The 14,524-nt window shown below is 69.6% G+C and carries 18 protein-coding genes; 8 read left to right on the forward strand and 10 right to left on the reverse strand.

The features are described from left to right. Positions 1-57 precede the first annotated feature (57 nt). The 5 genes from AW273_RS17490 to AW273_RS17510 all read left to right on the forward strand — a co-directional run bounded on the left by AW273_RS17490 (position 58) and on the right by AW273_RS17510 (position 6,177). Entirely contained in the window at positions 58-1,605 is a 1,548-nt protein-coding gene (locus AW273_RS17490; protein WP_062349396.1) for a sugar ABC transporter ATP-binding protein, read from the forward strand. A gap of 19 nt (positions 1,606-1,624) precedes the next feature. Continuing rightward, entirely contained in the window at positions 1,625-2,677 is a 1,053-nt protein-coding gene (locus AW273_RS17495; protein ID WP_062349397.1) for an ABC transporter permease, read from the forward strand. 90 nt (positions 2,678-2,767) lie between these two features. Then, positions 2,768-3,835, forward strand: a complete 1,068-nt coding sequence (locus AW273_RS17500; protein ID WP_062349398.1) for a substrate-binding domain-containing protein — start codon at positions 2,768-2,770, stop codon at positions 3,833-3,835. A gap of 20 nt (positions 3,836-3,855) precedes the next feature. Further along, the gene (locus AW273_RS17505; RefSeq protein WP_062349565.1) at positions 3,856-4,995 is read left to right on the forward strand and encodes a Gfo/Idh/MocA family protein; all 1,140 of its coding nucleotides are present in this window, start codon (positions 3,856-3,858) and stop codon (positions 4,993-4,995) included. Positions 4,996-5,172: 177 nt separating this feature from the next. Next, entirely contained in the window at positions 5,173-6,177 is a 1,005-nt protein-coding gene (locus tag AW273_RS17510; RefSeq protein WP_062349399.1) for a sugar phosphate isomerase/epimerase family protein, read from the forward strand. Between the two features lie 219 nt (positions 6,178-6,396). Here the strand turns inward: AW273_RS17510 and AW273_RS17515 are convergent, their stop codons facing one another. Continuing rightward, positions 6,397-7,071 carry a cytidylate kinase family protein gene (locus AW273_RS17515; RefSeq protein ID WP_062349400.1) on the reverse strand — a complete coding sequence of 225 codons (675 nt, stop codon included), beginning with the start codon at positions 7,069-7,071 and terminating at the stop codon, positions 6,397-6,399. A 251-nt stretch (positions 7,072-7,322) separates the two neighbouring features. Between AW273_RS17515 and AW273_RS17520 the strand changes: the two genes are divergently transcribed. Beyond that, positions 7,323-8,150, forward strand: coding sequence for an aldo/keto reductase (locus tag AW273_RS17520; protein WP_062349401.1), 828 nt, complete (start codon positions 7,323-7,325; stop codon positions 8,148-8,150). Here the strand turns inward: AW273_RS17520 and AW273_RS17525 are convergent. Together AW273_RS17525 and AW273_RS17530 are read right to left on the reverse strand one after the other, a co-directional pair. Next, positions 8,147-8,533, reverse strand: coding sequence for a nuclear transport factor 2 family protein (locus AW273_RS17525; RefSeq protein WP_062349402.1), 387 nt, complete (start codon positions 8,531-8,533; stop codon positions 8,147-8,149). The genes AW273_RS17520 and AW273_RS17525 overlap by 4 nt on opposite strands. Before the next feature lie 85 nt (positions 8,534-8,618). Beyond that, a complete protein-coding gene (locus tag AW273_RS17530; protein WP_062349403.1) occupies positions 8,619-9,029 on the reverse strand; it encodes a hypothetical protein in 411 nt (136 codons plus the stop codon). 108 nt (positions 9,030-9,137) lie between these two features. On the opposite strand from AW273_RS17530, the gene AW273_RS17535 reads away from it, so the two are divergent. Continuing rightward, complete coding sequence (locus AW273_RS17535) at positions 9,138-9,620, forward strand: GNAT family N-acetyltransferase (RefSeq protein WP_232327472.1); 483 nt, start codon at positions 9,138-9,140, stop codon at positions 9,618-9,620. Here the strand turns inward: AW273_RS17535 and AW273_RS17540 are convergent. Genes AW273_RS17540 through AW273_RS17560 form a run of 5 tightly spaced genes read right to left on the reverse strand, consistent with a single transcriptional unit; the run spans position 9,617 to position 12,081 of the window. Then, on the reverse strand, positions 9,617-10,048 hold the full coding sequence (locus AW273_RS17540) for a PIN domain-containing protein (protein ID WP_062349405.1): 432 nt from the start codon (positions 10,046-10,048) through the stop codon (positions 9,617-9,619). The two genes, AW273_RS17535 and AW273_RS17540, sit on opposite strands and share 4 nt — an antisense overlap. Beyond that, positions 10,045-10,302 carry a hypothetical protein gene (locus AW273_RS17545; RefSeq protein WP_062349406.1) on the reverse strand — a complete coding sequence of 86 codons (258 nt, stop codon included), beginning with the start codon at positions 10,300-10,302 and terminating at the stop codon, positions 10,045-10,047. Before AW273_RS17545 ends, AW273_RS17540 begins: the two co-directional genes overlap by 4 nt. Before the next feature lie 28 nt (positions 10,303-10,330). Next, positions 10,331-11,413, reverse strand: coding sequence for a Zn-dependent alcohol dehydrogenase (locus AW273_RS17550; protein ID WP_062349407.1), 1,083 nt, complete (start codon positions 11,411-11,413; stop codon positions 10,331-10,333). Between the two features lie 18 nt (positions 11,414-11,431). Next, a complete protein-coding gene (locus tag AW273_RS17555; protein WP_062349408.1) occupies positions 11,432-11,629 on the reverse strand; it encodes a ferredoxin in 198 nt (65 codons plus the stop codon). Beyond that, a complete protein-coding gene (locus tag AW273_RS17560; protein WP_062349409.1) occupies positions 11,629-12,081 on the reverse strand; it encodes a pyridoxamine 5'-phosphate oxidase family protein in 453 nt (150 codons plus the stop codon). Before AW273_RS17560 ends, AW273_RS17555 begins: the two co-directional genes overlap by 1 nt. Positions 12,082-12,148: 67 nt before the next feature. Between AW273_RS17560 and AW273_RS17565 the strand changes: the two genes are divergently transcribed. Beyond that, positions 12,149-12,763 (forward strand): class I SAM-dependent methyltransferase, encoded by a 615-nt coding sequence (locus AW273_RS17565; RefSeq protein WP_062349410.1) that lies wholly within the window; start codon positions 12,149-12,151, stop codon positions 12,761-12,763. Here AW273_RS17565 and AW273_RS17570 read toward each other — a convergent pair. Both AW273_RS17570 and AW273_RS17575 read right to left on the reverse strand, forming a co-directional pair. Further along, positions 12,760-13,812 carry a prenyltransferase gene (locus AW273_RS17570; RefSeq protein ID WP_062349411.1) on the reverse strand — a complete coding sequence of 351 codons (1,053 nt, stop codon included), beginning with the start codon at positions 13,810-13,812 and terminating at the stop codon, positions 12,760-12,762. The genes AW273_RS17565 and AW273_RS17570 overlap by 4 nt on opposite strands. After that, complete coding sequence (locus tag AW273_RS17575; protein ID WP_062349412.1) at positions 13,809-14,522, reverse strand: class I SAM-dependent methyltransferase; 714 nt, start codon at positions 14,520-14,522, stop codon at positions 13,809-13,811. Before AW273_RS17575 ends, AW273_RS17570 begins: the two co-directional genes overlap by 4 nt. Positions 14,523-14,524: the final 2 nt, after the last annotated feature.

The raw sequence follows: 14,524 nt of genomic DNA on the forward strand, positions 1-14,524 counted from the left end.
TCAGGACACCCACTTTTGCTTGACCGTCAGCATAAGTCGTCCTTAGCATCCGGAAACATGGAGGACATAAGCCGGGAGCAGTCGGAAACCCCGTCGTTGCTCGCAATGCGGGACATCGTCAAGCAGTTCCCCGGCGTGCGTGCACTCGACGGGGTGGACCTCGACGTCCGCGCCGGAGAGGTCCACTGTCTATTGGGACAGAACGGGGCCGGGAAGTCGACCCTCATCAAGGTGCTCGCGGGCGCCCACCAGCCGGACTCCGGCGAGGTGCTGATGAACGGCGAACCGGTGAAACTGACGACACCGACGGCCGCTATGAAGCTGGGCGTCGCCACGATCTATCAGGAACTCGACCTCGTCGACGGCCTCAGCGTCGCCGAGAACGTGTTCCTCGGGCACGAGCACGCCACGATGGGATTCACCCGCCGGGGCGCCACCAACGCCGCCACCAGGAAGATCCTCGAACGACTCGGGCACGGCGAGATCCGCCCGACGACCGAAGTGGGCCGCCTCTCCCCGGCCGGCAAGCAGGTCGTCTCCATGGCGCGGGCGCTGTCGCACGACGCGCGGATCATCGTCATGGACGAGCCCTCGGCCGCGCTGGCGCACGACGAGGTGAGCAACCTCTTCCGGATCATCCGGGAGGTGACCGCCCAGGGCGTCGCCGTCATCTACATCTCCCACCGCCTGGAGGAGATCCGGGAGATCGGCGACCGGGTGACCGTGCTGAAGGACGGCCGCACCGTCGCGGTCGGCCTGCCCGCGAAGGACACCCCCACGAACAAGGTCGTGTCGCTGATGACCGGCCGCAACGTCGAATACGTGTTCCCGCCGCGCCCTGACGGCGGCTTCGGGGACGAGATCCTCACGATCGAGAACTGCTCGGTGGCCGGCATGGTCCGCGACGTGTCGTTCTCGGTCCGCGCCGGCGAGATCGTCGGTCTCGCGGGACTCGTCGGCTCCGGCCGCTCCGAGATCATCGAGGCCGTGTACGGCGCCCGGAAGTTCTCCGGGAAGATCACGCTGAACGGCAAGGCCGTCAAGCCCGGGAACACCACCCGCACCGTCGGGCTCGGCATGGGGCTGGCCCCCGAGGAGCGCAAGGCCCAGGGCCTCCTCCTCGGCCAGAGCGTCGCCCGCAACATCACCTTGGCGAGCATGGAGCGTTACTCCACCTTCGGCTGGATCAACCGGAAGAAGGAGGCGGAGGAGGCCGCGCACCTGGTGAAGGCGCTCGACATCCGCCCGCCCGACCCCAACCGCATCATCAAGACCCTCTCCGGCGGCAACCAGCAGAAGGCGGTCATCGGCCGCTGGCTGGTCGGAGAAGGCCGGAAGCTACTGCTGCTCGATGAGCCGACCCGCGGTGTCGACGTCGGCGCGCGCGCCGAGATCTACGCCCTCATCCGCAAGCTGGCCGACGAAGGCGTCGGTGTGCTGCTGGTCTCCAGCGAGGTCCCCGAGGTGCTCGGGCTCTCCGACCGCGTGCTGGTGATCCGCGAAGGCCGCATCGTCCGAGAGGCCGGCGCCGGGGAGCTCGATGAGCACACCGTGCTGGACCTCGTCATGGACGCCCACCCGGTGTCCGCCCCCTCCCACGACTGATCGAGCAGGAGCCCGTTCCATGACAGAGGTGAATCCGCAACAGGTGTCCGCACCCAAGGCGGACGAAACCGCCCCGGCGAAGGCCCACGCGGCCACCGCCAAGCCCTCAGGCGGAGGCGGTCTTCGACTAGGCAGGATCGGCGAGATCCCGCACATCGGCCTCGTGCTGGCCCTGGTCATCCTGGGCGCAGTCGGCCTCGTCACCGTGCCGGACGCGTTCGCCACCAGTTCCAACATGGTGTCGATCCTGGCCCTGGCCGCGACCATCGGCGTCATCACCGTCGGCGCGACGTTCGTCATCATCGGCGGCGGCATCGACCTGTCGGTCGGCGCGGTGATGGCCCTGGCCTCCGTATGGGCCACCACGCTGGCGACCCAGGCCTACGGGCCGTGGGTGATGATGATCTGCGCCGTTCTCGTAGGAACCGGAGCCGGACTGCTCAACGGCTTCCTGATCTCGTACGGGCGGATGGTGCCCTTCATCGCCACGCTGGCGATGCTGGTGGCCGCCCGTGGTCTGGCCCAGCGCATGTCCGACCGCAAGACCCAGCTCGTCGGCCCGGACAACCAGTTGATCGTCGACCTGTCGACGACCCGCGTCCTCGGCCTGCCGCTGCTCGTCTACATCTTCGCCGTGGTCGTCATCATCGGCTGGCTGATCCTCAACCGCACCACCTTCGGCCGCCGCACCTACGCCGTCGGCGGCAACCCCGAGGCCGCCCGGCTGGCCGGCATCAACGTGCGACGCCACACGATGATGCTCTACGCCCTGTCCGGGTTCTGCTGCGGCATCGCCGCGATCCTCATCATGGCGCGCACCACGACCGGGTCGTCCACCCACGGCGACCTGTACGAACTGGACGCGATCGCCGCGGTCATCATCGGCGGCACGCTTCTGACCGGTGGGCGGGGCACGATCGTGGGCGCCATCCTCGGTCTGCTGATCTTCACCGTGATCACCAACCTCTTCATCCTGAATGGGCTGAACACCAGTGACCAGCTCATCGCCAAGGGTCTGATCATCGTGGCCGCCGTTCTCCTTCAGCGGCGCAGCCTCAACGCAAGTACATAGCAAGTTCTCACCCCCTGCTGGGCCGCGGCATCCGTACCGCCGTGGCCCGGATACCTCACTGCCGGAAATAACTCTCCAAGGGAGAACAACATGACCCAGACCCCGGGTCGCCGCGGATTCCTCCTCGGCGGTGCCGTCATCGGCGCCGGTGCGCTCGTTTCGGCCTGCACCAGCAACGAGCCCGCCGCGGCTCCGGCGGCCACCACGGCCGCCGCCGCCCCCGCGCCGGCCCCGGCCGGCGGGAACGACGCCCCCGGCGACAAGGTCGTCATCGGCTTCTCGGCCCCCGCCGCCGACCACGGCTGGATCGCGGCCATCGCCAAGAACGCCGCCGACGCCGCCAAGCAGTACTCCGATGTCGAGTTCAAGGCCGTCGAGCCGACCAACGACATCAACCAGCAGATCTCCGCCGTCGAGACGCTGATCGCCGCCAAGGTCAACGTCATCGTCATGCTGCCGAACGACGGCGCGCAGCTGAACCAGATCGCCCGCACGGCCACCGACGCCGGCATCCCGGTCGTCAACCTCGACCGCGTGTTCCCGGACAAGCTGTCGTACCGGACCTGGATCGGCGGCGACAACTACGGCATGGGCGTGGCCGCCGGCCACTTCATCGGCAAGCGCCTCAAGGACGCCGGGACCTCCAACCCGGTCATCCTGGAGATCCAGGGCATCGCCACGCTGCCCCTGACCCAGGACCGCAGCAAGGGCTTCGAGGACGCCCTCAAGAGCTACGGCTTCTCGGTGACCGCCAAGCAGGACGCGCAGTTCACCGTCGAGTCGGGCACCGAGGTCGCCGCCAACCTGCTCCAGGCGCACCCGAAGATCGACGCCATCTGGAACCACGACGACGACCAGGGCATCGGCGTGCTGGCCGCCATCAAGGAGGCCAACCGCTCCGAGTTCTTCATGGTCGGCGGCGCCGGTTCGGCCAACGCCATGCGTGACATCCAGGCCGACTCGGGCGTCCTCAAGGCGACGGTCACCTACTCGCCCACCATGGCGGCCTCCGCGATCAAGCTCGCCCGCCTGATCGCGCAGGGCAAGGGCATGAGCGACCTTCTGGAGCACCAGGTCCCGCAGTCCATCACCTTGGCCTCCGAGACCATCACGAAGGAGAACGCCGCCGAGTACCTGCCGCTGGGCTTCGAGTCGTGAAGCCGGTCATCGGGGTTGGCATGGTTGGGTACGCGTTCATGGGACGCGTGCACTCCCAGGCCTGGCGCAGCGTCGGTGCGTTCTTCGACCTGCCGGTCAAGCCGTCCATGGCGGTCCTGTCCGGCCGGTCGCGGGCGAACACCGAGGCGGCCGCCGAGTCCATGGGCTGGGCGTCCGTCGAGACGGACTGGAAGGAACTCGTCAAGCGCGACGACGTGCACCTGGTCGACATCTGCACGCCCGGTGACTCGCACGCCGAGATCGCCATCGCCGCACTTGAGGCGGGCAAGCACGTGCTGTGCGAGAAGCCCCTGGCCAACACCGTCGAGGAGGCGGAGGCCATGGCCGCCGCCGCCCGCGCGGCCGCGGCCCGGGGTGTGCGCAGCATGGTGGCCTTCAACTACCGGCGTGTCCCCGCCGTCGCGCTGGCCCGCCAGCTCGTCGCCGAGGGTCGTCTCGGGACCATCCGTCACGTACGCGCCCAGTACCTCCAGGACTGGATCGTCGACCCCGATTTCCCGCTCGTCTGGCGTCTGCAGAAGGACAAGGCCGGATCGGGTGCGCTCGGTGACATCGGCGCGCACATCATCGACACCGCGCAGTTCATCCTCGGAGAGCACCTGACGGGCGTCTCGGCCATCACCGAGACGTTCATCAAGGAGCGGCCCCTCGCCGACGCCTCCGCCGGGCTCTCCGCCCAGGGCGGCGCCGAGATGGGCCAGGTCACCGTGGACGACGCCGCGATCTTCACCGGCCGCTTCGGCGGCGGCGCCATCGCCTCCTTCGAGGCCACGCGCTTCGCCACCGGCCGCAAGAACGCGCTGCGCATCGAGGTCAACGGATCGCTCGGCAGCATCTCGTTCGACTTCGAGTCGCTCAACGAGTTGTGGTTCCACGACCACACGCTGGCCGCGGAGGAAGGTGGATTCCGGCGGGTGCTCGTCACCGAGGCCGGTCACCCCTACGCGGGCGCGTGGTGGCCCCCGGGCCACGGACTCGGCTACGAGAACACGTTCACCCACGAGGTGAAGGACTTCCTGGAGGCCATCTCGGCCGGGGCGGACCCCACGCCCTCGTTCGACGACGGACTCCAAGTGCAGAAGGTGCTCGACGCGGTCGAGCGCAGCGCCGGCGACGACAGCCGCTGGACGACTGTCTAAGACCACGCACACCTTTTCGGGGGGACCGGGGTTCCCGGCCGCCCGGAACGCGACCGGCACGGTCGCGTGTACGCCGTCGCGCCGAGGCGACGTACACGTGAGTGCCACCCGAGCCGTTTCGCGTTCCGGGCGGAAGGGGCAGGCCCCATCCCAGGAGACTGACGGAGACTGACGACGATGACGCGACCGATCACCCTCTTCACCGGCCAGTGGGCCGACCTGCCCTTCGAGGAGGTCTGCCGCCTCGCCTCCGAATGGGGCTACGAAGGCCTCGAGATCGCCACGTGGGGCGACCACCTGGAGATCGACAAGGCCCTCAGCGACCCCGGGTACGTCAAGCGCAAGCTGGAGACCCTGGAGAAGTACAACCTCAAGGTCTGGACGATCTCCAACCACCTGATCAGCCAGGCCATCTGCGACCACCCGATCGACGAGCGGCACAAGGGCATCCTGCCCGCCCGCCTGTGGTCCGACGACGCCGAGCAGGTCCGCCGCAACGCGGCCGAGGAGACCAAGAACACCGCCCGCGTCGCCGCCCTCCTGGGCGCCAACACCGTGGTCGGCTTCACCGGCTCCTCGATCTGGCACACCGTGGCCATGTTCCCGCCGGCCAGCCAGGCCATGATCGACCGTGGCTACGAGGACTTCGCCGAGCGTTTCAACCCCATCCTCGACGTGTTCGAGCAGGAGGGTGTGCGCTTCGCCCACGAGGTGCACCCGAGCGAGATCGCCTACGACTACCACACGACGGTCAAGACCCTGGAGGCCATCGGCCACCGGGCCTCCTTCGGCCTCAACTGGGACCCGTCGCACATGGTGTGGCAGCAGCTCGACCCGGCCGGCTTCATCCTCGACTTCGCCGACCGGATCTACCACGTCGACTGCAAGGACGCCAAGGTTCGCATCGGCGACGGCCGCCGCGGCATCCTGTCGTCGCACCTGGCGTGGGCCGACCCCAAGCGCGGCTGGGACTTCGTCTCCACCGGCCGCGGCGACGTGCCGTGGGAGGACTGCTTCCGCGCCCTCAACCACATCGGCTACGACGGCCCCATCTCCATCGAGTGGGAGGACGCCGGCATGGACCGCCTCATGGGCGCGCCCGAGGCCCTGGCGTACATCTCCAAGCTCAACGCGATCACCCCGCCGGCCGCGGCGTTCGACGCCGCGTTCAGCTCCGAGTGATCATTTAGACGAGGCAGGTCTGCGTTTCCGAGGTCAGGGGCGCAGGCCTGCCTTTTTGCCTGTCTGATTGCCGCGCCTCCGGCGCGGCGGCTCGGCCGCCTTCATGTCCGGGCCTTCCCTCGTCGCTCCGGCTCGCTGCGCTCACCTGCGCTCCTCAGTCCAGGCCCGGACGCGGCCTCGCACTTCCCCCATACGACTATGTGCTCACCGCATTGTCGGTCAGTGTGTTCGCGTCTCCCAGACCGGCTCCTGGGGCTCGTCGTTGTGCACGATGATGTCGACGTGGTCGGTCGGGCGGACCGTGGTGAAGTAGAGCTGCTGGGCGGGGATGTAACGCTCGCGCCAGCGGCGTTCGACTTCGGCGCGTGATGACACCCGGCTCTCCCGGATCACGGCACGGTCCACGGTCTTCTCAAGCGCGGTCGACACGAAGACGCGCAGGTCCCACCTGTCGATCAGCTCCGGGCGCATGAGGAAGACGCCGTCGAAGACCAGCACGGCGTCGGGGGCGGCGGTCGCGGTCGGCGGGGACGACACGGTGTCCTCCGTGTGGTCGTAGACCGCGTGTCGATAGTTTCGATCTCCGCCCGGGCCGAGCGGATCGAGTAGAACCCGGTTCAGCGCATCGTGGTCGTGGGTGTCGAAGTAGCAGCCTTCGGCCGAGTATTCACCGCGCGGATAGCGCCGTGCCCGGGGGAAGAGGAAATCGTCGATCGTCGCACGGATGACGTCGCGGCCCTGGTCGCGCAAGACGGCGGCCAGCTCGTCGGCGAGAGTGGTCTTGCCGGCGGCGGGCGGTCCGTCGATGGCGACCCGTGTCGGGTGTGCGACCGTGATGGACCCGACGGCCTCAGCCAGGCGGCTGAGCACCTCGTCGCGGGTGCCTTGATCCACGCCTTGTCCCGTCCTCTTCTCGCGAAAAGTCGCCGTGTCGAGCCGACCTTATGCGCGGCGCCTCCTTCGCTCACCACTCCCCGCGTGTGTGATGAGTCAAGACCACGCGGGCGGCGGAACGCCGCCATTTTCCCGGCCGGGCATGCGGCCCGGGAAGCGACACGTCGAATCCGTGCTGCCGGCGTCGATGACCCACGGGTCCGCCCGCGTGAATGCGGTGTGCATTCGTCCAGGCCCGCGACCATGGAGTCATGGACACTCATGTGACTCTCAACACCGGCCACTCCATGCCCCTCGTCGGGCTCGGCACTTATCCCCTCCACGGCCGGCGGGCCACCGAGGCCGTGCTCACCGCCGTCGACGCCGGGTATCGGCTGCTGGACACCGCCGCCAGTTATGGGAACGAGGCGGCCGTGGGGGCGGGGGTGCGCGAGTCGGGGTTGCCGCGTAAGGACCTCTTCGTCACCACCAAGCTTCGGGGTGAGGACCATGGGGCCGCCAAGGCGCGGGCCGCGCTTGAGGGCTCGCTGGAGCGCCTCGGGCTCGACTATGTCGACCTCTACCTCATCCACTGGCCGTTGCCCCGGCTGGGGCTCTACGTCGAGACCTATGCCGCGCTGCTCGAACTGGCGCGGGAGGGGCTGATCCGGTCGGTCGGGGTGTCGAACTTCACGCCTGAGCACCTGCACGCCGTGGTGAAGGAGACCGGGGTGCAGCCGGCGGTGAACCAGCGGCAGGTGTCGCCCACCCATGCTCAGGTCGCCCTCGTGGAGGCCACGAAGGGCGACCCGACCGTGATCCAGGCTTGGAGCCCGCTGGAGCGCAATACCGGGATCCTGGAGCATCCCGTGATCGTCGACATCGCCCGGCGGGTCGGGGTGAAGCCGTCGCAGGTGGTGTTGCGGTGGCTGCTCGATCGGGGGATCGCCGTGGTGCCCAAGTCGGGGGACCCCGGGCGGCAGCGGGAGAACATCGACGTCTTCGGGTTCCACCTCGACGCGGGCGACGTCGACGCGATCACCGCTCTCGACACGGGGGAGCCGGTCAGGCTCGACCCGGAGACCTGGGAGGAGTTCTAGATCGTCGTCACCACCGAGCCCTGGGCCGAGTAGAGGGGCGCCAGGTCGACGAAGATGCGGTAGTCGGTGATCAGGCCGTCGTCGCCGCGGGTCCAGATGGAGACGGCCACCACGCTGACCTCGCTGTCGTCGAGCCGGGTGTAGGTCACCTCGGTCTCGGCGACGGTGTCGGCCCCGGCCGTCCAGGCGCGGACGATCCGGTGCCGCAGGCCGCCGATGGTGGAGAAGAACCCGCGTAACCCGGCGGCGATCGCCTCGCGGCCCGTGTTGGGGTCGGCGTTGCCGAACCTCAGCGTGCCGTCCTCGGCGAACAGCCGCACGAACGCGTCGGGGTCGAACGCGTCGACAACGTCGAAGACGCGCCGCGCCTCATCGTCGGACATACCGATCCTCCCTCACGTGATCACTGGCACTGAGGGGGACGATACGGGGGGATATGCCCGGTGAACCCTGTCGCAGAGGTGGGTTTCACGATCCCCCGGACGCCCACCGCTCCCAGTCGCCGGGCGGCCGGTTCCGCATCTCGGTCCAGAGGGCCCTGGCCTCGGCGGGCTCGGTCCGCAGCACCCCGGCCAGCCGTTCCGCGTTGCCGCCCGAGGCCATGAAGGCGCGGATGGTGGCGGTCCGGATGGCGTCCAGGCGCGACCGGAGACGGTCGGCGTGCCACAACGCGCTCGCCCAGTCTCCCTGGACGGGCGCGGGAGAGCCCGGATCGCGGGAGTTGGCCCCGGTCCGGAGCATTCCCAGGGCCCAGAGATGACTGTCGAAGGCCTCTGCCATCAGCTGCGGCACATTCTGCATGGCCTCGGCCTCGGCGGCGGTCAGCCGGATGGTGATCTCCAGGCCGCCGTCGTCGGCGGGCCGGGTGGACATGGTCATCGCTTCTCCAGTGAACATGTGCAGGTATGTGCTGGGGCGATATACTTCGAGCATTATCTGCCTCCCCGGTGCGCCGGGGAGGCTTTTTTCATGCCCTCAGGAGCCCCCGTGCACGTCCGCCCCGCCACCGCCGCCGACCGGCTCACGGTCGAGCGCCTCTGGCTGATGTTCCGCCATGACATGTCCGAGTTCGCCGGTGTCGTCCCCAACCCCGACGGCACCTTCCGCAGCGAACGCGTCGAGGCCGCCTTCACCGACGCCGACTGGGCGCCCTATCTGATCGAGCGAGAACGGGCCCCGCTCGGCTTCGCCTTCGTCCGGGCGCTCAGCGGGCCGGTCCGCGTGCTGAACAGCTTCTTCGTCGTCCGCGCGGCCCGCCGCTCCGGCATCGGCCTGCGGGCCGTGGCCGACGTCGTCGACCGGCACCCGGGTGCCTGGGAGGTCGCCTTCCAGGACGTCAACCTGCCCGCCGTCGGCTTCTGGCGCCGCGCCGCCACGACGGTCGCCGGGCAGGCCTGGACGGAGGAGCGGCGGCCGGTGCCGGGGCGGGCGGACCTGCCGCCCGACGTCTGGATCTCTTTCACGGTCTAGGCGTCGGGATCGGCGACCTCGATGGTGTGCAGGGGGTGGTCGAGGGCTGCCGAGCAGGCGCGCCAGATGCTCGCGTCCATGGTGAGGATCGGGCAGACGGAGGTGTTGGCGATGGCGGCCACCTGGGCGTCCCACGGCTCCAGGCCGGTCGCGATGAGCATGTCGACGAGGTCGGTCGCCTGGTCGACGCCGTCGAGCGGCGCGACGATCACCTGGCCGAAGCCCGACAGGCCGGCGAGGAGGGCCTGCGCCTCGGGTGCGCCGCGGTGGTCGCGCAGTGCCCCCGCCATGGCGAGGACCGGCACCACCATCGGCTGGCCTGATCGGTCGAAGTCCTGGATCAGGCCGATCAGGTCGCTGTCGCCGCGCACGATCTCGCTCAGCACCCCGGTGTCGAGGACGTAGGGCGTGGGGGTGTGGTCACTCACTCGGCGGAGAACCCCTGTTCGCGGGCCTGGCGGTCTACATGGGCACGCAGCCGGGCGACTCGATCGGGGTCGGCGGAGGCGGCGCGGCGCCGGAGGAGGGCCAGTCCGTGGAGCTCGCGGCGGCGCTGCGCGAGCAGCGCCGCGTTGAACGCGTCGGAGACCGATCCGGCCCGTCCGTCGTGGACGAGTTGTTCGGCGTAGTCGGCCACACCGGGATCCACCGTGATGGTGATGCGTCGCTTGGTGTCGCTCATACCCGGGATCATACCGACGGGACGGCGGTTACAGCAGGACGATCTGCCGCAGGACCTCGCCGCTCCGCAGGGCCGTCACCGCGTCGTTCAGGTCGGTGAGCTGGATGCGGGAGCTGATCATGCTCTCCAGGTCGAGCTTGCCCGCCTTGTAGAGCCCCGCGAAGAACGGGAAGTCACGGCGGACGTCGCTGCCCCCGTACAGGGAGCTGAGGAGGTTCTTGCCGTCGAACAGGAGGCTGAAGGCGTTCAAGGGCACCATGTCGTCCATCGCCCCGGCGCCCACCACGATCACGTCGCCGCCGCGCCGGGTCGCCTGCCAGGCGGTCATGATGGCCTGGGACTTGCCGACGACCTCGAAGCCGTAGTCGAAGCCCTGGCCGCCGGTCAGGGTGCCGATGGCGTCCATGAGCTGGTCGGGGGTGCAGGCGTGGGTGGCGCCGACCTTCTTGGCCAATTCGTGCTTCGACTCCAGGGGGTCGATCGCCAGGATCGTGGTCGCTCCCGAGATGCGGGCGCCCTGGATCACCGACAGGCCCACGCCGCCGCAGCCGACCACGGCCACCGACGTGCCGGGGCGGACCTTGGCCGTGTTGAGGGCGGCGCCGACGCCGGTGGTGATGCCGCAGCCGATCAGGGCGGCCATCTCGAACGGGACGTCCGCGTCGACCTTGATGGCGCCGCCGGCGGGGACCACGATCTCCTCGGCCCACGTGCCGCAACCGGCCATGCCGAAGGCGGGCTTGTCGCCGTCGAACTTGAAGCCGGGCTCGGTGAAGCCGCGGACGACCGAGGTCATGCACAGGTGCGGCTGCCCGTGGGAGCAGCTCGCGCACGACCCGCACGCCGGGGTCCAGTTGATGATCACGTGGTCCCCGGGCGCGACGCTCGTCACGTGGTCGCCGACCTCGACGACCTCTCCGGCCCCTTCGTGGCCCGGCACCAGGGGCGCGGGCTGGGGGAGCACCCCAGATACGGCCGACAGGTCGGAGTGGCAGACGCCGGTCGCCCTGATCCGGACCCGGACGTCCGACGGGCCGACCGGGATGAGGGTCAGGTCGTCGCGGATGTCGAGCTTGTCCGCGCCGATGGTGTGCAGCAGAGCGCCGCGCATGGGAACCTCCGGTGGTTTTTACTCTTCTTCGAGCGAAAGTGCCGCCTTCGGGCATGACCGGACGGCGTGCCTGACCCGGTCGAGCATGCCGGCGGGGGGTTCTTCCAGCAGAACGTGCAGGTTGTCGTCGTCGTCGAGGTCGAACACCTCGGGGGCCAGGCCCACGCAGACCCCGTTGGCCTCACAGACGAGGTAGTCGACAATGACCTTCGGCATCAGGAGCTCCCGTGCAGTTTGCGGTGATCCCAGGAGACTACGCGCCCCGGCTCCACGATGTAGGCGACGCGCTTGCGTCCGGTCATCTCCACGAACGGGCGCATCGGTTCCGGGTCCTGGCCGGTCATCCTGGCCGTGACGCGCATGCCGGCGTCCATGACGTCGTCGTAGGGGAGCGCGGTGCCGTAGATCGTCGCGCCGCGCAGGTCGCCGTAGTCGTCGCCCACTTCGACCAGGCAGGTCACCCGGGGATCGCGCTCGATGTTGCGGGACTTCTGCGCCTTGGCGTAGGTCCAGAAGATCAGCCTGCCGTCGTCGGACAACCCGTAGAACATGGTCACCAGGTGGGGCGTGCCGTCTTGGTTGATCGTGGCGAGCTGGAGTTTGCGGCCCTCTTTCAGCAGGGTGGCCACCTCTTCGCCGGTCATCACGATCCGCGCGCGCTGGTTCACGACCAGAAGTAGAACACGTTGCACCTAACGGGACAAGGGTAGTCTCGGGCGGGTGACACACCATCCGATGCCGGCATCATTGCGGCACACCGCCGAGCGGGCCAAGGGATTCATGCCCCCCGACGAGGGCCTGGCTCTCTACGAACTCGGTTGCCTGTACGGCTCCCGCGGCCCCATGGCCGAGATCGGCTCCTACTGCGGCAAGTCGGCCGTCTACCTGGGCGCCGCCGCCCGCGAGGCCGGCACGGTGGTGTTCACGGTCGACCACCACCGGGGTTCGCAGGAGATCCAGCCCGGCTGGGCCCACCACGACCCCACGCTGGTCGACCCCCGGTTCGGCCGCATGGACTCGCTGCCCTTCTTCCGCACCACCATCGCCACGGCCGGCCTCGAAGACGTCGTGATCGCGGTCGTCGGCGCGTCGGCGACCGTGGCGGCCCACTGGCACACCCCGCTCGGCCTGCTGTTCGTCGACGGCGGCCACTCCGAAGACCCGGTCACCCGCGACTACGAGGGCTGGGCGCCCCACGTGGTGCCGGGGGGTGTGCTGATCTTCCACGACATCTATCCCGACCCGGCCGACGGCGGGCAGGCGCCGTACCGGATCTACAAGAGAGCCCTCGAAGAGGGCTTCAAGGAGGTCCGGGTGACCGGCTCGCTCCGGGCCCTGGAGAAGGTCTAGGCGGGCGAGGCCGCCCGCTGGCAGCCGCAGTCGGCCGAGGCCCGGTCTTCGGCGAAGCCGCCCGCGTCGCGGAAGACGCCGTTGGCCGGGGTGGTGCGCGACAACGCGTCGGCGGCCAGGATCACCGCGGCCGCCGTGTACGCCGACCGCTCGTTCGGGAAGTGGCGCTCGTTCACGAACTGCCAGCCCGTCCAGTAGCCGCCGTCGGGGTGCCGCAGGTGCTGCATCTCGGTGAAGACCTTCAGGGCCCGGTCGTCGTCGCCGACCGCGTCGAGGGTCAGCACCAGCTCGCACGACTCCGCGCCCGTCACCCACGGCTGGTCGGAGACGCAGCGGATGCCGAGGCCGGCCACCGCGAAGCGGTCCCAGTCGTCGTCGAGGCGGCGCAGCGCCCGCTCGCCGCGCAGCGCGCCGCCGAGCACGGGGTAGTACCAGTCCATCGAGAAGCGGCTCTTGTCGGCGAATGCCTCGGGGTGCTCACGCAGGACGTGGCCCAGCCGGTCGGCCGCCAGCTCCCAGCCGGGCTGGGGGTCGCCGAGGCGCTCGGCCAGGCGCACCCCGCAGCGCAGGCCCTGGTAGACCGACGAGCAGCCGGTCAGCAGCGCGTAGGAGTCGGGGGCCGCCTCCCAGACGATCTCGCCGCGCCGGGTCTGCAGGCCGGTGACGAAGTCGAGGGCCCGGCCGACCGTCGGCCACATCTCCCGGGCGAACGCCTCGTCGCCGGTGATCAGCAGGTCGTGCCAGACCCCCACGGCCACGTAGGCGGCGTGGTTGGACTCGCCCCGGTCTTCGAGCGGCTCGCCGTTCAGCACCTTCATCGGCCACGAGCCGTCGGGCCGCTGGTGCCGCCTGATCCACTCCCAGCCCCGCGACGACGCCTCGCGCAGGCCGGCCGCCGTCATCGCCATCAGGCACTCGACGTGGTTCCACGCGTCGACGTGCCCCTCGGGCCACGGCACGCCCCCGTCGGGGAGCTGCACGGCGGCGATGCTGGCTGCGGTGGCGGCGATGTCGTCGCCGGTCACGACCCCCGGCACCGCCGGGATCATGCGGGCTTCCGGGCGTAGAGGACCACGCTCTTGCCGATCACCGGGTTGAGGATCTGCTCGGCGATCCGGGTGACGGCGGGCCGCTTCATGATGTCCCACACCAGCAGCTCGTGGTAGGCCTTGGCGATCGGGTGGTCATTGTTGTCGACCCCGACCGCGCACTTGATCCACCAGTAGGGCGTGTGCAGCCCGTGGGCGTGGTGGTGGTCGCCGATCTCCAGGCCCGACGACTTCAGCTTGGCCGACAACTCGGCGAGGGTGTAGATCCGGATGTGCCCGCCGGGAGCGGTGTGGTAGGCCTCCGAGAGCGCCCAGCAGACGCGCTCGGGCAGGAACGCCGGCACCGTCACGGCCAGCAGCCCGCCCGGCTTCAGCACCCGGACGATCTCCTTCATCGCCGCCATGTCCTCGGGGATGTGCTCCAGGACCTCCGACGCGATCACGCGGTCGAACGACCCGTCGGGGAACGGCATGTCGAGCGCGGTCCCGACGACGGTCTCGCCCGTGGCGCCGTAGGGGACCTCGCCCTCCTTGTCCATGGCCGCGAACATCGCCGCCACCGACTCCATCTCGGCCGGGTCGAGGTCGAAGGCGACCACGTCGGCGCCCCGTCGCAGCACCTCGAAGGCGTGCCGGCCGCCACCTGCGCCCAGGTCGAGCACACGGTCTCCGGGCCCGACGGGCAGCCGGGCGAAATCGACGGTCAGCATCT

This window comes from Herbidospora yilanensis (assembly GCF_001570565.1).
GTDB lineage: Bacteria > Actinomycetota > Actinomycetes > Streptosporangiales > Streptosporangiaceae > Herbidospora > Herbidospora yilanensis.